This window comes from Aeromonas sp. sif2416, from assembly GCF_019218665.1.
GTDB lineage: Bacteria > Pseudomonadota > Gammaproteobacteria > Enterobacterales > Aeromonadaceae > Aeromonas > Aeromonas encheleia.
Genome location: NZ_JAHUXC010000004.1, coordinates 160,274 through 178,099 on the forward strand (window position 1 = coordinate 160,274; position 17,826 = coordinate 178,099).

Annotated in this window: 13 protein-coding genes; 9 read left to right on the forward strand and 4 right to left on the reverse strand. The window is 60.9% G+C overall.

Annotated features, from left to right (window positions below; translation table 11 throughout):
• Positions 1-184 precede the first annotated feature (184 nt).
• From fruB to fruA, 3 genes are read left to right on the forward strand one after another with little or no spacing between them, the layout of a single operon-like run.
• On the forward strand, positions 185-1,285 hold the full coding sequence (gene fruB, locus KW821_RS09940) for a fused PTS fructose transporter subunit IIA/HPr protein (protein ID WP_218291324.1): 1,101 nt from the start codon (positions 185-187) through the stop codon (positions 1,283-1,285).
• The gene (gene pfkB / locus KW821_RS09945) at positions 1,285-2,280 is read left to right on the forward strand and encodes a 1-phosphofructokinase (protein ID WP_218291325.1); all 996 of its coding nucleotides are present in this window, start codon (positions 1,285-1,287) and stop codon (positions 2,278-2,280) included. Before fruB ends, pfkB begins: the two co-directional genes overlap by 1 nt.
• A complete protein-coding gene (gene fruA, locus KW821_RS09950) occupies positions 2,277-4,013 on the forward strand; it encodes a PTS fructose transporter subunit IIBC (protein ID WP_218291326.1) in 1,737 nt (578 codons plus the stop codon). Before pfkB ends, fruA begins: the two co-directional genes overlap by 4 nt.
• A 111-nt stretch (positions 4,014-4,124) precedes the next feature.
• Here the strand turns inward: fruA and KW821_RS09955 are convergent, their stop codons facing one another.
• Entirely contained in the window at positions 4,125-5,135 is a 1,011-nt protein-coding gene (locus KW821_RS09955; protein ID WP_218291327.1) for a LacI family DNA-binding transcriptional regulator, read from the reverse strand.
• A gap of 224 nt (positions 5,136-5,359) precedes the next feature.
• On the opposite strand from KW821_RS09955, the gene KW821_RS09960 reads away from it, so the two are divergent.
• From KW821_RS09960 to lamB, 5 genes are all read left to right on the forward strand, one after another.
• On the forward strand, positions 5,360-7,108 hold the full coding sequence (locus KW821_RS09960) for a class I mannose-6-phosphate isomerase (protein WP_256353421.1): 1,749 nt from the start codon (positions 5,360-5,362) through the stop codon (positions 7,106-7,108).
• A 113-nt stretch (positions 7,109-7,221) separates the two neighbouring features.
• Positions 7,222-8,925: a PTS transporter subunit EIIC gene (locus tag KW821_RS09965; RefSeq protein WP_218291329.1), complete on the forward strand. Its 1,704-nt coding sequence runs from the start codon at positions 7,222-7,224 to the stop codon at positions 8,923-8,925.
• A gap of 62 nt (positions 8,926-8,987) precedes the next feature.
• A complete protein-coding gene (locus KW821_RS09970) occupies positions 8,988-11,633 on the forward strand; it encodes a glycoside hydrolase family 38 C-terminal domain-containing protein (RefSeq protein WP_218291330.1) in 2,646 nt (881 codons plus the stop codon).
• Between the two features lie 73 nt (positions 11,634-11,706).
• Positions 11,707-12,912 carry an MFS transporter gene (locus KW821_RS09975; protein ID WP_218291331.1) on the forward strand — a complete coding sequence of 402 codons (1,206 nt, stop codon included), beginning with the start codon at positions 11,707-11,709 and terminating at the stop codon, positions 12,910-12,912.
• 75 nt (positions 12,913-12,987) lie between these two features.
• Positions 12,988-14,268 (forward strand): maltoporin LamB, encoded by a 1,281-nt coding sequence (gene lamB / locus KW821_RS09980; protein ID WP_218291332.1) that lies wholly within the window; start codon positions 12,988-12,990, stop codon positions 14,266-14,268.
• A gap of 162 nt (positions 14,269-14,430) precedes the next feature.
• Here lamB and KW821_RS09985 read toward each other — a convergent pair whose 3' ends face one another.
• Positions 14,431-14,727: a DUF1289 domain-containing protein gene (locus KW821_RS09985; RefSeq protein ID WP_256353422.1), complete on the reverse strand. Its 297-nt coding sequence runs from the start codon at positions 14,725-14,727 to the stop codon at positions 14,431-14,433.
• Positions 14,728-15,108: 381 nt separating this feature from the next.
• Between KW821_RS09985 and mltA the strand changes: the two genes are divergently transcribed.
• Entirely contained in the window at positions 15,109-16,260 is a 1,152-nt protein-coding gene (gene mltA / locus KW821_RS09990; RefSeq protein WP_218291333.1) for a murein transglycosylase A, read from the forward strand.
• 117 nt (positions 16,261-16,377) lie between these two features.
• Here mltA and yfaE read toward each other — a convergent pair whose 3' ends face one another.
• Entirely contained in the window at positions 16,378-16,683 is a 306-nt protein-coding gene (gene yfaE / locus KW821_RS09995) for a class I ribonucleotide reductase maintenance protein YfaE (protein ID WP_218291334.1), read from the reverse strand.
• Positions 16,680-17,813 carry a class Ia ribonucleoside-diphosphate reductase subunit beta gene (gene nrdB, locus KW821_RS10000; RefSeq protein ID WP_218291335.1) on the reverse strand — a complete coding sequence of 378 codons (1,134 nt, stop codon included), beginning with the start codon at positions 17,811-17,813 and terminating at the stop codon, positions 16,680-16,682. The genes yfaE and nrdB overlap by 4 nt, the downstream gene beginning before the upstream one ends.
• Between the last annotated feature and the right edge of the window lie 13 nt (positions 17,814-17,826).

A 17,826-nucleotide genomic window follows, 5' to 3' on the forward strand; every position in this document is an offset into this window, starting at 1 on the left:
TGAAACGATTCAGTCTGAGTGTAAGTGAAACGATTCAGCTTGTCAGCAGACAATGGGTGACCGGGGTTGAAAAGCCGCCCTGGATCACCGAAGGACGCAATCCAGTCTATTGTCAGCAGGCAAATTACCCGAGTGTTAAGCCGGACCGCCAGCAGGCGAGGCCGGCACCTGATGGAGAATCTCTATGTTGAAGTTGGCGCAGCAGCAGATCCTGCTGGGGCAATCGGTGGCGACCAAGGCGGATGCCATCGCCCTGCTGGCAGGCAAACTGACCGAGGCCGGTCTGGTGGAAGCGGGCTATGTGGACGGCATGCTGGCGCGGGAAGCCCAGCACGCCACCTACCTTGGCAGCGGCATCGCCATTCCCCACGGCACCACGGACACCCGCCATCTGGTCAAGAGCACAGGTGTCATGGTGGCCCAGTTCCCCCAGGGCATCGAGTGGGATGAGGGGCAGATCGCCTACGTGGCCATCGGCATCGCCGCCAAGTCCGACGAACATCTGGGCATCTTGCGCCAGCTCACCCATGTGCTGGGTGACGATCAGGCCGCCGCGCAACTGAAAACCGCCACCGATGCCGACACCATCATCAATATCCTCACCGGCGCGACCGCGGCCAAAGAGGTGCAATACCTGACCCTGGCGGACTTCCCGGCCGACGATCGCGACCAACTGCTGCTGGGGGCCGCCGCCCGTGCCAAGTCTGCCGGTTGGGGGGAGGCCGCCATGGTGACCTCCCTGCTGGCCAGCGAGCCGGCCTACCTCGGCGAGGGGATCTGGCTGGCCCGCACGCCAGCCACCCAGACCGGTTGGGTACTGGCGACCCCGAGCACGCCACTGCAGGCCGGGGAGTTGCCGGTCGGCGCCCTCTTGCTGCTCTGCGCCAGCGATGCCAGCCATCTGCCGCAGCTGGAGAATCTGGCCAGGTTGGCCGCCGCCGGCCAGCTCGCCACCCTGGCGGGCAGCGAGGGACTCGCCATGTTGCAGGCGGGCCCCGCCAGCGGCCTCAGCGAGACCTTCACCATCATCAATCCCCACGGCCTGCACGCCCGGCCGGGTGCCATGCTGGTCAAGGTCGCCAAGGAGTTCGCATCCGACATCCGGGTGGCGAATCTCGATGGCAGCGGCGAGGCGGTCTCCGCCAAGAGCCTGATGAAGGTCATCGGTCTGGGCGTCAAGTGCGGTCACCGGCTGGCGTTTCGCGCCGAAGGGGCGGATGCCGAAGCCGCTCTCAAGGGGATTGGCGAGGCCATCGCCGCCGGGCTGGGGGAGGGGGCGCACTGATGAAAATCGTGACCATCACCCTCAATCCCGCGCTGGATCTCACCACCCGCCTGGAGGCCATGAGCCTCGGCGAGGTGAATCTGGTGAGCGAGGCTCACTTACGTGCCGCGGGCAAGGGGATCAACGTCGCCATGGTCTTGAAAGATCTCGGCCGTGACGTGGCGCTCACCGGCTGGCTCGGGGAGGACAACGCCCAGGCCTTCGAGGCGCTGTTCGAAGAGCGCATCCTGGCCGATCATTTCGTGCGGGTGGCGGGCAGCACCCGCATCAACGTCAAGATCGCCGAGCAGTCGGGTCGGGTCACCGATCTCAACCTGCCGGGGCTGCAGATCCACGCTGAGGCCGTGTGCCAACTGGAGACGGCGATCGACGCGCTGTGCGCCGATGCCGGCCAGGGCGCCGACTGGTTCGTACTGGCCGGTAGCCTGCCCAAGGGGGTCGAGCCCGATTACTGCGCCCGTCTCATCGGCCTGCTCAAGGCCAAGGGCAAGCGGGTGATCTTCGATTGCAGCGGGGCGGCGCTCAGCGCAGGCCTTGGCGCCGCGCCGACCCTGGTCAAACCCAATCTGGAGGAGCTCAGCCAGTGGGCCGGGCGCCCCATCGAGACCCTGGAGGAGCAGGCCGACTGTGCCCGCATCCTGCAGGCCCAGGGGATCCCCCATGTGGTTGTCTCCAACGGCGCCGAGGGCCTGATCTGGTTTGGTCCCGATGCCAGCTGGCAGGCCATACCGCCGCGCATGCAGGTGGTCAGCACCGTCGGCGCCGGCGATTCGCTGGTCGCCGGGCTTGCCCATGGCCTCAGCCTCGGCTGGGCGCCGGAGCAGACCCTGCGACTGGCCACCGCCGTCTCCGCCCTGGCGGTGAGCCAGGTCGCGGTCGGTTTCAGCGACATCGAGGTGCTGACCCCCCTGCTCGGACAGGTGCAGTTGCAGCGGCTCGATCACCTCGCCCCCATTCAATCCCCTTCCATGGAAAACTCAGGAGATGCCCAATGAAAGCAATCTTGGTTACGGCCTGCCCGGCGGGCATCGCCACCAGCTTTCTCGTTGCTAAACGGATAGAACAACAGGCCAAACTGGCGGGCTGGGAGCTCAGGCTCGATGTCGGCTCCAGCGTGCAGCCGCGTCAGCAGCCCTCGTCTGACGAGATAGCCGCCGCCGACCTCATTCTGGTGGTGGCCAGCGGTCCGGTGGATCTCGCCGCCTATGACGGCAAGCGCCTCTACCAGGGCAGCATGGATCTCGCCCTGCAGGATCCGGCCGCCGTGCTGGCCGCCGCCGAGCGCGAGGCCAGCCTCTATCGCCATCAGGCTGCTGCTGTTGCAGCCAAGCCTGCGGCGAGCAAGCCTGACACGGCCAAGCGCATAGTCGCGGTCACCGCCTGTCCGACCGGGGTGGCCCACACCTTCATGTCGGCGGAAGCGCTGGAGACCATGGCCAAACAGCTGGGTCACCAGATCCGCGTCGAGACCCAGGGCTCGGTCGGTGCCCAGAATGCCCTGACGGCGGAGGAGATCGCCGCCGCCGATCTGGTGTTCCTCGCCACCGACATCGAGGTGGACATGGCCCGCTTCGATGGCAAGCCGGTCTATCACACCAGTACGGGGGCGGCGCTCAAGAAGACCCGCGCCGAGCTGGACAAGGCGTGGACTGAGGCGAAAACTTATCGCCACAGCGGCGCCGCCGCGGCCAAGAAGGAGGAGAAGGCGGGCCCCTACAAGCACCTGCTGACCGGGGTCTCCTTCATGCTGCCCATGGTGGTGGCCGGTGGCCTCATCATCGCCATCTCCTTCATCTTTGGGATCGAGGCGTTCAAGGTGGAGGGCACCCTGGCCGCCGCCCTGATGCAGATCGGCGGCGGCTCCGCCTTCGCCCTGATGATCCCGGTGCTGGCCGGCTACATCGCCTACTCCATCGCGGACAGGCCGGGCCTGGCGCCCGGCATGATCGGCGGTATGCTGGCAAGTTCCCTCGGCGCCGGTTTCCTCGGTGGCATAGTCGCCGGCTTCCTGGCCGGCTACAGCGCCAAGTACCTGAGTGACAAGGTGCGTCTGCCGGTCACTCTGGAGGCGCTCAAACCCATCCTCATCATTCCGCTGGTGGCCAGCCTGTTTACCGGCCTGGTGATGATCTACGTGGTGGGTGGCCCGGTCGCCGGCATCATGAGTGCCATGACCGAATTCCTCAACAACATGGGCTCCGCCAACGCCGTGCTGCTGGGGGTCATCATCGGTGCCATGATGTGCTTCGACATGGGGGGCCCGGTCAACAAGGCGGCCTACGCCTTCGGGGTCGGCCTGCTGGCCTCCAAGACCTATGCCCCCATGGCGGCGGTGATGGCCGCCGGGATGGTGCCGGCGCTGGGGATGGGGATCGCCACTTTCCTGGCCCGCACCAAGTTCATCAAGGCGGAGCAGGAAGCGGGCAAGGCCTCCTTCGTGCTGGGTCTGTGCTTCATCTCCGAGGGGGCCATCCCGTTCGCCGCCAAGGATCCGATGCGGGTCATCCCGGCCTGCATGGTCGGTGGCGCCCTGACCGGTGCGCTATCCATGCTGTTCGGCTGCGAGCTGGTGGCGCCCCACGGTGGCCTGTTCGTGCTCTTCATCCCGAACGCCATCAGCCACGTGTTCATGTACATCCTGGCCATCACGGCCGGCTCGCTGGTGACCGGGGTCGCCTACGCCATGCTCAAGCGCGGCGAGGCGCAGGCCAAGCTGGCGACGGCCTGATAACCCAAGAGTGAAAATAGAGAATGAACAAGGCGGCCCGCGGGCCGCCTTTTTTGTTGATGGCAGAGCAGTTCTCTGGCCAGGGTATGGGTTTTCGGGTCGTCTCGCGGCTCAGGCTTGGCTGCCGCAGGATTGGCGCACCACCAGGGTGGGCGGCAGGATCAGGCTCTTGGCGGGTTCATCGTTGCCGGCGATGCGCTCGAGCAGCAGCTCGCCGGCCTTGCGGCCAATCTCCTGGGCGGCCACCGAGACGGTGGTGAGGGCGGGCTCGACCAGCGCCGCCTCCGGAATATCGTCAAAGCCCACCAGGGCGAAGTCCCGCCCTATCATCCGTTCCCGTTTGCGCAGCGCCAGCATGGCGCCGAGTGCCACCACGTCCTGATAGCAGACCGCCGCCGTCACCTCCGGGTGTTGCTCCAGCAGGGCTGTCATGGTCTGGGTGCCATCGATCCGGCTGGCGCCGCAGGGGAGGATCCAGGCCTGGTTGGGGGCGATGCCGTGCTCGATCAGCTTGCTCATGTAGCCCCCCAGCCGTTGGGAGCGGCTGATGGAGGAGGCCTGCCCGCCGATGAAGGCGATGTGGCGATGGCCGAGCCGCAGCAGATGCTCGGTCGCCAGCTGGCTGCCGAGGAAGTTGTCGGTGCCGACGAAGTCGAAGGCGGCATCAGGCACCTGGCGCACGACCAGTATGGTGGGGATCCGGCGCCGCAGCAGGCTGTCGAAGAAGCTGTGGGGGGTCGGTTGGGCGGCGCAGATCACCATGCCGGCGGCATTGTTGCGCTGCAGGGAGTCCATGAACCGCTGCTGGCGCTCGGCCGACTCCTCGCTGTTGGCGAGAAACAGCATCAGATCATGGGCCTCCATCTCCCGGCTGAGGCCCACCGTCATCTCGGCATAGAAGGGGTTGGTGATGTCGTGCAGCAGCAGGCCGACCAGGTTGCTGCTCTTGTTGCGCAGGTTGGCGGCGGTCTGGTTGTAGACATAGCCCAGCTCGTCGATCGCCTTGAGCACCCGCTGCCGTGTCTGCTCGGAGATCCGTCCCTTGTTGCGCAGGGTCATGGAGACGGTGGCGGTGGAGATGCCAAGGTGGCGGGCGATGTCGGCTACGGTCACATTACTCATTGGGTCACTTCGTCGGTCGTGATTCGATGGCGCAGGTATATCGATTAACCAATCACGTGTCAAATGAAGATGCTTAATTGAGATTAACCTCTCGTTTTGATTTCATTTTGGCCGCGGCGATCGAATGCTGTGAGGTTAACCTTGTTTACCGGATAGGTTTTATTGGTTAATCGATTTATCTTTCATCCCATCACAGCATGAGAGGTAAAGCGAAGATGAAGACGATGGGGTTGCCCAATTATGACAAGTTCCCCGAAGTGAAGGTGCAGGGGTTCGATGACGCCGCCTGTCAGGGCTGGGCGAGCATAGCCCGGCGACTTCGCGAGGCGGTCGGCGAGAGCGGTCGGCGAGTCCTGGTGATCGACAGCTACCACGGGGTGGATCTGGCGCAGATCAAGGGCTGGCTCACCGAGTCGTTTGGCGCGCTGCATCTGATCGAGGTCGAGCAGGCCCGGCTGCCCGAACCCCAGATTTTTGCCATGTTGGAGCGTTTCATCACCGAGGATCGGGTGTTTGGGGTCCTGGCGCCGCACAAGCTGAGTGAATTCTTCGATCCCGCCAAGCTGGCGGCCCTGCAAGCCGAGGTGGCGGCGGTGCAGGAGGGGCTGATCGTGGTGCTGGGGGGCGGCGCCTCGCTGGTCTGTCAGGGGGATGTGCGGGTCTATGCGGATCTGGCGCGCTGGGAGATCCAGCAACGCCTGCGGCGCAAGGAGATCGGCAACTGGGGCGTCGACAACCTGGATGAGGACATACTGCGCCGCTACAAGCGGGCCTTCTTCATCGAGTGGCGGGTGTTCGATCGCCACAAGCTGGCCCAGCTGCCCGCTATCGACTTCCTGCTCGACACCAACGACAAGGCCAACCCGGCCATGGTGGAGGGGGAGGCGCTGCGTGGCGCCCTGCACCAGGCGGCCCATCAGCCGCTGCGACTGGTCCCCTTCTTCGATCCCGGTGTCTGGGGCGGCCAGTGGATGAAAGAAGTCTGTGATCTCGATCCAGAGCAGGCCAATTACGCCTGGTGTTTTGACTGCGTACCCGAGGAAAATAGCCTCTACCTGCGCTTTGGCTCGGTCCGGGTGGAGATCCCCTCGCAAAACCTGGTACTCCGCGAGCCGCGGGCCCTGCTCGGCGAGCAGGTGCACGCCCGCTTCGGCGCCGAGTTCCCGATCCGCTTCGATTTCCTCGACACCATGGGTGGCCAGCACCTCAGCCTGCAGGTGCATCCGCTGACCGAATACATCCAGCAGGAGTTCGGCATGCACTACACCCAGGACGAGAGCTACTACCTGCTGGATGCCGCGCCCGATGCCTGCGTCTATCTGGGGACCAGGACGGGGATAGATCCGGATGAGATGCTGGGGGATCTCGCCGCCGCCGAGCGGGGCGACAAGCCCTTCGATGACCAGCGCTTCGTCAACAGCTTCCCGGCCAAGAAGCACGATCACTTCCTGATCCCGGCCGGTACGGTGCACTGCTCCGGCTCCGGTGCCATGGTGCTGGAGATCAGCGCCACCCCCTACATCTTCACCTTCAAGCTGTGGGACTGGGGACGGGTCGGACTGGACGGCATCCCGCGCCCCATCCACCTCGAGCATGGTCGCCAGGTGATCCAGTGGGATCGCGACACCAACTGGGTGGAGAAGAACCTGGTCAACCGCATCGAGCCGCTGGGGGAGGGGGCGGGTTGGCGCGAGGAGCGCACCGGTCTGCACGAGCGCGAGTTTATCGAGACCCGCCGTCACTGGTTCAGCGTGCCGATTGAGCACCACACCCTGGGCACAGTCCAAGTGCTGAACCTGGTGGAGGGGCGCGAGGCCACGGTGGAGAGTCCGGATCAGGCGTTCGAGCCCTTCGTGGTGCACTACGCCGAGACCTTCATCATCCCGGCCTCGGTGGGGCGCTACCGGATCCGTCCGAGCGGCGAGAGTGAAGGCCAGACCATAGCCACCATCAAGGCCTACGTCAGAGGCTGAGCCCCGGAACAGTCAATTATTTATTAAATAACAATCAGATGAGGTTATCTGCCATTCGTACCCTACATGGCAGATAACGTATTTCGCTCTCACTTAGCAAATTAGGAACAACGATGAATAAAGCTTTGTTGAGTAAACTGCAATTCTTCGCCAAGTCGATGTTATTTGCGGCTACCTTCGTGCTGCCCTTCGCAGCGATGATGATTGCTATTGGCTCCGTCGGCATGAATGAGTCCTTATTGGGCGGCATTCCGGTCATCGGCGTGGCATTTTCATTTATTGGAAAATATATGAACCTGGCCGGCTGGGTCGTGCTCGGTAATTTGCCATTCTTCTTCGCCCTCTGTGTGGCGGCGGCCTTGACCAAAGAGAAACAGGCGGGTGCAATTGTCATCGCCGGCCTGTTTTTCCTGACCTTTCATAAGATATTGGGCGAGTTGTCCCTGGTCTATTTCAGCCAGTTCAAGGGACTCACCGATATTAAGTTAGTGACGGATCTGCTCTCGCCAGAGAAGAACCCGGAATATTACAACCTGTTTGAGAACGTCTTTGGCATAGTGACGATGCGCGTCGGGGTCATAGGCGCCATCATAGTCGGTGCCCTGGCCGCCCAGCTGTGGGAGAAGTACAAGGGCTTCGATCGGCTGCCCATCTGGCTGGACTTCTTCAATGGCCAGCGCTTCACCGTGTTGATGACCTTCTTCTACGCGCTGATCCTGGCCCTGGTGATCCTGTTCGTGTGGCCCCTGATCGGTATCGGCCTCGAGCACATCGCCCGTGCGGTCGAACATTCGGGCTCCTTTGTCGCCCCCTTCTTCAAGACCTTCCTGGAAGTGGGACTGCGCACCATCGGCATGCACCACATCACCAACTACGTCTTCGAATATACCCCGGTGGGCGGCACCCTCTACTCCACGCTGCAGCAGGTGAACCTGATCGGCATCGCCCAGGTGTGCCCGGCTCGGCTCGACGAAATCGTCAACCTGGTCAACCAGGGCCAGCAGGCGATGGCCATGGACGTGTTCAACAAGCCGAACATGTGCAACATGTTCTATGCCCAGGACATCACCGGCCTGTTTGCCCTGCCTGGCGCCGCGCTCGGCATGTTCTTCGCTATCCCCAAGGAGAGGCGGACCAAGAAGGTACAGGCGCTCTATATCAGCACCACGGCCGCCGTCATCTTCACCGGCTTCGCCGAGCCGCTGGAATTCATGTTCGTGCTGGTCTCCCCGATCCTCTACGTGGTGCACGTGCTGCTACTCTCGACCTTCGCCATGATCCCTGACCTGCTCAGCTCCATCATGGGGGAGCCGGTCTTCACCTGGAAGCTGTTCGGCCTGGTCAACGTGGTGGCCTCCGGCATCCTGCAGGTCGGCGTGGTACTGGGTCGCTGGTGGGAGTTGGCGCTCTGGTTTGCCGTCGGTCTCGGTATTACCGGCATCTATGCGGCGGTATTCCGTTATTGCGTGATGAAGTTTGATATCACCGTCTTTGGGCGTGAACCGGATACGGAAGCAGACGAAGAACCGAAGAAAGAGAGCCTGCTCAGCAATATCGTCAGCAGCGATGATTCCAAATTAGCCAAGATAGTGGAGGCTTTGGGTGGGCTGGACAATATCATCTCGGTGGGTAATTGCTTCACCCGTCTGCGGGTGGAAGTCAAGGACCACAAATTGGTCAATGGGGAAAAGCGGGTCTGGATGAAATTGGGTGCCATGGACGTGGTCGTCCTCGAAGGAGGCGTGCAGGCAATATATGGTGCCAGCGTCGATAGACTCAAAACGAAGCTGGAAGATTATATCGCCGAACAGGCCTGAATATATTGCAGGAGGGGAGCCGTGCTTCCCTCTTAATAACACTTATCATCGGTAATATGAAAATGAAGAAACTTGGCCACGTTGTATATCAGACCCACTGGGATAATGAATGGTATTTCACCGATCGTGAATCTCAGGTTCAACTCGTCTACCACATGCGCGAGACGATCAAGATGCTGGAGGAGGGGGCGGTGGACCACTTCCTGCTGGATGGTCAGACGGCCATCGTCGAGGATTACCTCGCTGTCTGCCCGGAGGATCGCGGCAGGCTGGAGGCGTTGATCAAGGCACAGCGGCTGTTCATCGGGCCATGGCACACCCAGACCGAGACGTTCGCCGTGAGTGGCGAGGCCATGATCAACAACCTGCGCCTCGGCATCGAATATGCGAATTCCCTGGGCGGCTCTTCCATGGTCTCCTATCTGCCGGACAGCTTCGGTCATCCGGTGGATTTCCCGCAAATCTTCAATGGCGTCGGGATCACCAAGTTCTCATTCCGTCGTGGCATGGGCGACAAGCACAAGTTGCCGACCGAATTCTTCTGGGAAGGCCCGGGGGAGAGTCGCGTCATCACCAATGTGCTGATCGATGGTTATGGCTGGTCTTATGACCCCTTCTTCAGCGGCAAGCTGCTGTCCAAGGAGCTGGCATCCGAGTGCAAGACCAATACCATGACGCCGCTCGAATTGATCGCCAACAAGTCACCCTTCGATGAATTCTTGCTGACCATGGGCAACGATCAGACGCCGATCCGGCCGGATTTCAAGGAGAAGCTGGCGCAATACAACGACGAGTCTGACGAATATCACTTCGTCGAGACGACCTTCGAGAAATACTTCGAGCGGTTGCAGGCGGTGTGCGGCGACAAGCTCCCGGTGTATTACGGCGAGTTCCTCGATACCCAATATTCCCGCGTGCACAAGTCGATCAACTCGGTGCGTTACGACATCAAGCAGCTGCAAGACAAGATAGAGCGCCTGATGACCTACAATGTGCAGCCCCTGATGGCCATGGCCGACAAGCTCGGGCTGCCTTGGGAGCAGGGGCTTGTCGACGAGATCTGGCGCCTGCTGGCCCGTGCCCAGACCCATAGCGTCTGCACCAACACCGACAGAACGAACGCCCGCATCTTCGAGCGGCTGAAGATGGCCCACGAGCTGGCCGAGAGCACCCACGTCTACCTGCTGCGCAAGCTCGCGCTGAGCTGCGAGATCCAGGCCGGCCGTTCTCCCCTGATCCTGGTCAACACCCTGCCGGAGCGCAGCGAGCTGGTCGCCAGATACCGCGTCTTCACGAAGCAGGAAGAGTTCAGCCTCTGGTATGAGGGTGAGCAGGTCGCCTACAGCGTGATCGCGCAGGAGCGGGATTATGGCGGCATCTGGCGCAAGGATGAGAGCATGCATGATCCGGCCAAATACCATTACCTCACCGAGATAGAGGTCGCGATCAGCCTGCCGGCCCTTGGCTACAAGGTGCTGGAGGTTGACGACAGCCTCGGCTCTTGCTGCCGCACCCTGCCCAGTGCGCTCAGCGGGACGGCGATCGAGAATGCCTTCTACAAGCTGGAGATGAAAGACGGCGTGCTCAACCTGACCGACAGCCGCCTCAACCAGACCTTCACCGAGATCCTCAGCTTCGAGAATGATGGGGATGCCGGCGACAACTACGATCATTGCCCGCCAGAGCATGACTGGTGCATCGCGCTGGGTCTCGAGCAGGCCGATGTGCGGGTGATACGGCATGCCCAGTCCGAGGTGATGACCCTGACCGGGGAGTGGCGTGTGCCCCATGACCTCGAGAGCCGGGCGAAGGGATGCGCCGAGCAGGTGCTGCCCTTCGTGCTCGAGTTGGCGCTGAAGCAGGATGCCGATCTCATCGAGCTGACCCTCTCGGTCGACAACAAGAGCAAGAATCATCGCCTGCGCCTGCTGGTCAACAGCCAGATTGCGAGTCGCTTCTCCCGCGCGGGGACGCCCTTCTTCGAGGTGGCCCGTGACACTCAGCCCGCGGAATTGGCCGACTGGCGCGAGAAGGGCTTCGTCGAGGAGCCGACCACCACTGAGCCCTTGCTGAACCATGTCTCCCTGATCGGGGACGCGCATTATGCGTCTGTGTTCACCCAGGGTTGCAAGGAGTACCAGGTGGTCGGCGCCGACTTCGATCGCCTGGCGATTACCCTGTTCCGCAGTTGTGGTCACTTCGGTTTGCCGGACTTGTCGCGTCGTCCCGGCCGCGCCAGTGGCTTGGCAGAAAAGATCATCGCCACCCCGGATAGCCAGTTGCTGAAACCGCTGACATTCCATTTGGCGCTGCACATGGGTGAGCGCTATCAGGCCAATCAGATCCGGCGCCGCTATGTCAATTTCGCCAAGTTGAATGGTTATTATCATGAGCAGTCGCTGTCGCGTACCGGCGAATTCAATATCAGCTACTTCCACACCAATCCATTGGATTTCAAGGTGCCCAATCAATTCAGCCTGGGTGAACTGATGGGGACGGAAGCGGTATTCAGTACCCTGCTGAAAAATAGAGAGGGCGGTTATTTACTGCGCCTGTATAACAGCGAAGACGGTGTCATCCAGGTAGGGGAACTGCGCTCCGATATCGGCATGATGGTGGTATCCTCCGCCAATTTGCTGGGGCGGACCACAACTGATAATATCGTCACGCTGAAGTCAGGCCAGCTTAATAGCTATGTGATCAGCTAATAATAGGGAGAGGAGGCCAAGCCTCCTCTCCCTAACGTGCTCCACTCATTTTATATTCTGATCCGAAGACAACATGCAAAACAAAACCAGCAAGGTTGCACCGCTGTTCATATTGAATGCCACATTCTTTATTTGGGGTGTGATAACGGCACTGACATCCGTATCGGTTCCCTACATCAAGGAACATTATTCATTAACCAATACTAGCGCCAGCTTTATTTCACTTATATTTTTTTGTGCCCCCTTTTTAGCCTCGATCCCTATGGGGTGGGTCATGACGGCATTTGGCTATAGGAAGGCGCTCAAGAGTTCTTATTGGCTGGCGATCCTGGGCTGCGGGATCATCACGCTCGCCTATCAGAGCCACAGTTTCGGTCTGCTCTGTGTCGGAGTCCTGTTTATTGCGCTGGCCGTTGCGGCCATGCAGGTGGTGGCGAATCCTTATCTCGCCGCGCTGGGCTCCGCTGCCTCGGTGCCCGGCAGATTGAGTCTCGCCTCCTCCATCAACTCCTTCGGCACCGTAGTGGCACCCTTGTCGGCCGCCTTTATCCTGGGTGGCTTCTACCAGTTCTCTGCGCAGGAGCAGAGTGCCAGGCTGACGCTCATCTATGGGATACTGCTGCTGTTCATCCTCGGCTTGATCCTGCTGAGCCAGCTGACACGGCTGCCCGATGTCGAGATCAGCGGGGAGGAGAAGTCTGATTTTTCTGAGAATATCAGGGCACTCTTCGGCAACAAGTTCTTCTCCCTGAGTGCGCTTGCCATCTTTTGTTACGTCGGCGCCGAAGTGGCAGTGGCGGTCAATACCGTCATCTATCTGACGGAGCCGAGCCTGGGCAATCTGTCGATAAAAGAGGCCGCCGCCTTGATCTCCCTGTACTGGGCCGGCGCCATGATCGGCCGCCTGCTGTATGGCTGCGTGGCGAGCCGGGTCAATCTGACCTATTTGATGGTGGTTTGCACCAGTATTCCAGCGAGCCTTATTTTGATGAGCATGCTGTTGTCCAATCAATACAGCGGTTATGTATTGCTGCTGATCGGTTTGACCAATTCGGTGATCTATCCGGTCATCTACTCATTGGTTATCAATAATATTCCAAAACGGCTGATCCCTATCGCCTCGGCGGTATTGATCATGGCCGGCCTGGGTGGTGCCGTTATTCCCTCCATTCAGGCGCTGCTGTCTGATATGTCGGGGGTTATTTATGGCTTCGCCATCCCCATGCTGAGCTATCTCTATCTGTTTATTTACACGGTTAAACAACGACATCATTTTTGAGCCGCCTTTGGCTTTTTAATAAGTAAGAGTAATACACCATTCAGATTGACTTTTTATCATAAGAAGGATGTACCTATGCGCGTTAAAAAATTAAAGGTGGCGACCGCCGTCGCCGCCTGTATGATCTCTTCCTCTGTGTTGGCGATAGACTTTCATGGCTATCTTCGTTCTGGTCTTGGCACCTCAGATAATGGTGATATGCAGACCATGAATAAACAGCGGGTAGGGCGTCTTGGTAATGAGGCGGATACCTATGCCGAAATGAGCCTGGGTCAGGAAGTATATAATCAGGATAATAAAACCTTCGCCTTCGATACCATGCTGACCATGTCATCGGGGCAGGAGCGTGACTGGGAGGCGGCCACCGACGAGGAGGCCGAGTTTGCGCTGCGCCAGGCCAATGTGAAGGCGACGAATCTGTTTGGCCGGAACGAAACGCTCTGGGCCGGTAAACGTTACTATCAGATCCACGATGTGCACCTCACCGATTTCGCGTACTGGGACATTTCCGGCGCCGGGGTCGGGGTGGAGCAGATCGATCTGGGCCCCGGCAAACTCTCCCTCGCCATCATCCGCAATGATCCCTGGGACGAGGTGGACAGCGATGGGGATGACGAGGGCGACGAGCACGTCAATGTGAATACCTTCGATATCCGTTATGCCGGCATTCCGGTGTGGCAGGATGCCACGCTGGAGATGGGGTATAACTTCGCCCACGTGAATGCCTCCGACAGCCAGAAAGAGAGCCTCGATGAGGTTGCCAATGGGCAGATGCTCACGGCGCAGGTGGTATGGAATGTGATGGGCGGGGTGAACAAGACGGCGGTGCAGTACTTCAGCGATGGGCTGACCGGCCAGGCCACCAACTACGGCAACGGCAGCGGCAGTGGGCTGGAGATGAGCTCCGGCGGGGGCAGCGGTTTCCGGGTGCTGAACCATGGCGCCATCAAGCTGGGCGGTGGTTTTGAGCTGGGTCATCAGATCGTCTACGCGAAGGCCAATGACCTCAGCGACTTCAATAACGATACCCGCGTCACCACCGAATACGATGAGAAGGAGGTGTTCTCCACCGTCATTCGGCCCTCCTATAGCTGGAACCAGCACATGAAGACCTACCTCGAGCTCGGCTACTTCAAGGACAGCTGGGTGGAGAAGGGCCGTCAGCGTGAGGAGGAGGATGGATCCAAGATCACGCTGTCCCAGGCCTGGGCTCCCAGCAACGACTGGTGGGCTCGCCCTGAGATCCGGATCTTCGCCAGCTATCTGCAGCAGGATGATGAATTCCGCCCGGATGCCGCTGGTGAGACGCAGGACGACACCTGGACCATAGGTGCTCAGGCCGAGGTCTGGTGGTAATCAGGGAGATAACGCCATCCTGAGCTGATTGAAAGGACGATATTGTGGCGGCCACTCTGCGTGAGCCGCCACGGTGTTTTTGAGGGCGTGAAGAGTCGAAACTATGCTCTGCGACTCGGCTGGATGGTAGCGGGTAGATAATGTTGATGTGGCACCCAACCGTCACCTAGGTGGAATGAGAGCGCCCTGTTCGTCCTGATCGGGAAGGAGCGTCAGCTCCGCCTGTCCTCCCTGTGGCTCGGCCTCTGCGGCTTCCCGCGCCTTGCGCCGCGCCGCCTCGACCCTGGCCTTGCGACCCCGACACAGCCGCATCACCTCCTGCTGCTCGGCATGGGTCATGACAAGCCAGTTGAAACGCTCCTCCCGATTGCGCAGGCAGCCTTTGCAGTAGCCCTTGTTGTTCACTTCGCACACCCCGATACAGGGGCTCTGCAGCGGGAAGATCTCGAGCTGTTCCATCCATGACCCCTCACATCTTGTCCCCTTGTTATAACCCAGATGATCGGCCTTTGGAAAATCCCGGCGGCCAGGGGAGGGCGGCCCGGCTTGGCGATGACGATCGGGCCCTGAAGGTCAGCGCCCCGTGCACCTCTTCGCCTGATCACCAGGGCCACAGATGCCGTGGCAGGGGCCTAGCGATGAATGCACAGGATTTTTCAATTTAAGGGGCCAAGAGGCCCTTTGTTTTTGTATGATAGCGCCGCCTGCATTGGCGCCGCGGCCATGGCCGCGCGGCCCGCGCGGGCGAACAGACGGATACCAAGTGGCATCCGTTGCTGCCTTTGATTGAATTCATCACCATTTTCATGGTGTTAGCGTTTTTCGGTTAGATGAGGACATATGAAAAAACACGCGTACTGGCTGACCGCCGCTGTGGTCGGGTTGGCCGGTTGTGCGGGCAACCCTGACCCTGCCAAGGTGCCCCAGAAGAAGACCGAAGCCAGATGCTTTCTGAACTGCGAGGTGCCGGAGAATCTGGGCAAGCAGTATCTGGACGGTACCCTGCCAGCCGATCTGGTGCGGGTCGAACGCATCAGCAGCCGACAGGCGTCGGATTTCAGCAAGTTCGGCCCCCAGAGCCGGCTGGTGCTGGAGCGCTCCGGCAAGATGACCCGCCGTTATGGCGAGCTCTATCGTCAGCTCTCCCGTTGGGTCGCCAAGGGCGGCAATCCGGCCCAGATCGGCCAGTACGGCATCAGCCTGGCCCAGCTGGGCGGCGCCGATCGCATGGGTAACGTGCTGTTCACCGGCTACTACTCACCGGTGCTGGAGGTGCGTCATCGCCCGGATGGCCAGTACAAGTATCCCATCTATGCCATGCCGAACTGTGCCGGTCGCTGTCCGAGCCGGGCTCAGATCCATAAGGGGGCGCTGGCCAACCGCGGGCTGGAGCTGGGGTACAGCAAATCCCTCATCGACAACTTCCTGATGGACGTGCAGGGCTCCGGCTTCGTCCACTACGGGGATGACGACAGGCTGCAATATCTGGGTTACAGCGGCAAGAACGGCCATGGCTACGTGAGTATCGGCCGGGTGCTGATCGACAGGGGCGAGGTGCCCAAGGCGCAGATGTCCATGAAGGCCATCAAGGAGTGGGCCAACAGCCAGCCGGAGGCGAACGTCAAGGAGCTGGTGGAGCAGAATCCCTCCTATGTCTTCTTTGAGCGTCGTCCCACCAACGACGTGATCGGGGCGGCCGGTATCCCGCTGTTGCCGCTGGCGGCGGTGGCGGCTGACAAGACCCTGTTGCCGATGGGCACCCCCATCCTGGCGGAGGTGCCGCTGCTCGACAAGGCGGGCAACTGGACCGGCAAGCATCAGCTGCGCCTGCTGATCGCGCTGGATGTGGGCGGTGCGGTGAAGAAGGGGCACCTGGATCTCTACCACGGCATGGGCGAGAAGGCCGGCGTGGCTGCCGGTCACTACAAGCACTTTGGCCGGGTCTGGAAGCTGGGCCTGCACCAGGGGCCGACTGCCGCGCCCTGGCTCTGAGATGCTGGCCGGGTCATGGCGACCCGCCATATGAGCGAGCAACAAAAAAGCCGCCGGAGCGATCCGGCGGCTTTTTTTATGGGGCGTCAGGGGCCGATCTTGCCGATCGGCGCCGGGTCACGCCTTCCGGATATCCAGCCGGATGGCTCCAATCGGTTTGCAGCAGCAGGGCAGGCACTCGCCCTGGGAGACAAACGCCAGCGGCGTATTGGGGTAGTGCACTGTGCCTGCCAGCAGCGGGGTGCGGCAGGCGCCGCAATAGCCACTGCGGCACTGAAATTCCAGCCGATGGCCGTGGCGCTCCAGGGTTTCCAACAGGCTCTCGCCGGGCTGGGCGAGCAGGGCGCCGTCGCGGGTATGCACCAGGGGCGCCGCCGAGGCGGTCTGCTCCGGTGCATGCTGCGGCGCCAGCGTGTCACTCACAGCTCAAAGTCACCGAGATCATCGGCGTGCACTTCGCTGTCGATCTGGCCGACCAGGTAGGAGCTCACTTCCACCTCCTGAGGGGCGACCTGCACGTTGTCAGACGACAGCCAGGTGTTGATCCAGGGAATGGGGTTTTGCTTGGCGCCAGCAAAGGCCGGTGCCAGGCCGACCGCCGCCATGCGCAGGTTGGTGATGTACTCCACGTACTGGCAGAGGATGTCCTTGTTCAGGCCGATCATGGAGCCGTCCTGGAACAGGTACTCGGCCCACTCCTTCTCCTGAATGGCGGCTTCCTTGAAGATGTCGAAGCAGGCCTGCTCGCACTCGGCGGCGATCTCCGCCATCTCGGGATCGTCCAGGCCGTTGCGCATCAGGTTCAGCATATGCTGAGTCCCCGTGAGATGAAGCGCCTCGTCGCGGGCGATCATCTTGATGATCTTGGCGTTGCCTTCCATCAGCTCGCGCTCGGCGAAGGCGAAGGAGCAGGCGAAGCTGACATAGAAGCGGATCGCCTCCAGGGCGTTGACGCTCATCAGGCACAGGTAGAGCTTCTTCTTCAACCCACGCAAGGTGATGGTCAGCTCGCGCTCGCCCACCCTGTGGGTGCCTTCGCCGTGCAGATGGTAGAGCGCGGTCGCCTCGATCAGATCGTCGTAGTAGTGGCTGATGGAGCCGGCACGCTTCAAGATCTGCTCGTTGGTGATGATGTCGTCGAACACCTGACCCGGGTTGTTGACGATGTTGCGGATGATGTGGGTGTAGGAGCGAGAGTGGATAGTCTCGGAGAAGGCCCAGGTCTCAATCCAGGTCTCCAGCTCCGGGATGGAGACCAGCGGCAGCAGCGCCACGTTTGGGCTGCGACCCTGGATGGAATCCAGCAGGGTCTGGTACTTCAGGTTGGAGATGAAGATGTGCTGCTCATGGGGCGGCAGCGCCTGGTAGTCGATGCGATCGTGGGAGACGTCCACCTCTTCCGGGCGCCAGAAGAAGGAGAGTTGCTTCTCGATCAACCGCTCGAAGATGTCGTGCTTCTGCTGATCGTAGCGGGCCACGTTGACCGATTGGCCAAAAAACATCGGCTCTTTGAGCTGGTCGTTCTGGGTTTGGCAGAAAGTTGAATAGGCCATGGTGATTTGAATG

What these genes read in the sequence shown, in the direction of transcription:
- lamB (WP_218291332.1), top strand. Translation starts at nt 12,988, where the DNA reads ATGCGCGTTAAAAAATTAAAGGTGGCGACCGCCGTCGCCGCCTGTATG.
- KW821_RS09960 (WP_256353421.1), top strand. Translation starts at nt 5,360, where the DNA reads ATGGGGTTGCCCAATTATGACAAGTTCCCCGAAGTGAAGGTGCAGGGG.
- KW821_RS09975 (WP_218291331.1), top strand. Translation starts at nt 11,707, where the DNA reads ATGCAAAACAAAACCAGCAAGGTTGCACCGCTGTTCATATTGAATGCC.
- KW821_RS09955 (WP_218291327.1), bottom strand. Translation starts at nt 5,135, where the DNA reads ATGAGTAATGTGACCGTAGCCGACATCGCCCGCCACCTTGGCATCTCC.
- fruB (WP_218291324.1), top strand. Translation starts at nt 185, where the DNA reads ATGTTGAAGTTGGCGCAGCAGCAGATCCTGCTGGGGCAATCGGTGGCG.
- pfkB (WP_218291325.1), top strand. Translation starts at nt 1,285, where the DNA reads ATGAAAATCGTGACCATCACCCTCAATCCCGCGCTGGATCTCACCACC.
- KW821_RS09965 (WP_218291329.1), top strand. Translation starts at nt 7,222, where the DNA reads ATGAATAAAGCTTTGTTGAGTAAACTGCAATTCTTCGCCAAGTCGATG.
- KW821_RS09970 (WP_218291330.1), top strand. Translation starts at nt 8,988, where the DNA reads ATGAAGAAACTTGGCCACGTTGTATATCAGACCCACTGGGATAATGAA.
- fruA (WP_218291326.1), top strand. Translation starts at nt 2,277, where the DNA reads ATGAAAGCAATCTTGGTTACGGCCTGCCCGGCGGGCATCGCCACCAGC.
- KW821_RS09985 (WP_256353422.1), bottom strand. Translation starts at nt 14,727, where the DNA reads ATGGAACAGCTCGAGATCTTCCCGCTGCAGAGCCCCTGTATCGGGGTG.
- nrdB (WP_218291335.1), bottom strand. Translation starts at nt 17,813, where the DNA reads ATGGCCTATTCAACTTTCTGCCAAACCCAGAACGACCAGCTCAAAGAG.
- mltA (WP_218291333.1), top strand. Translation starts at nt 15,109, where the DNA reads ATGAAAAAACACGCGTACTGGCTGACCGCCGCTGTGGTCGGGTTGGCC.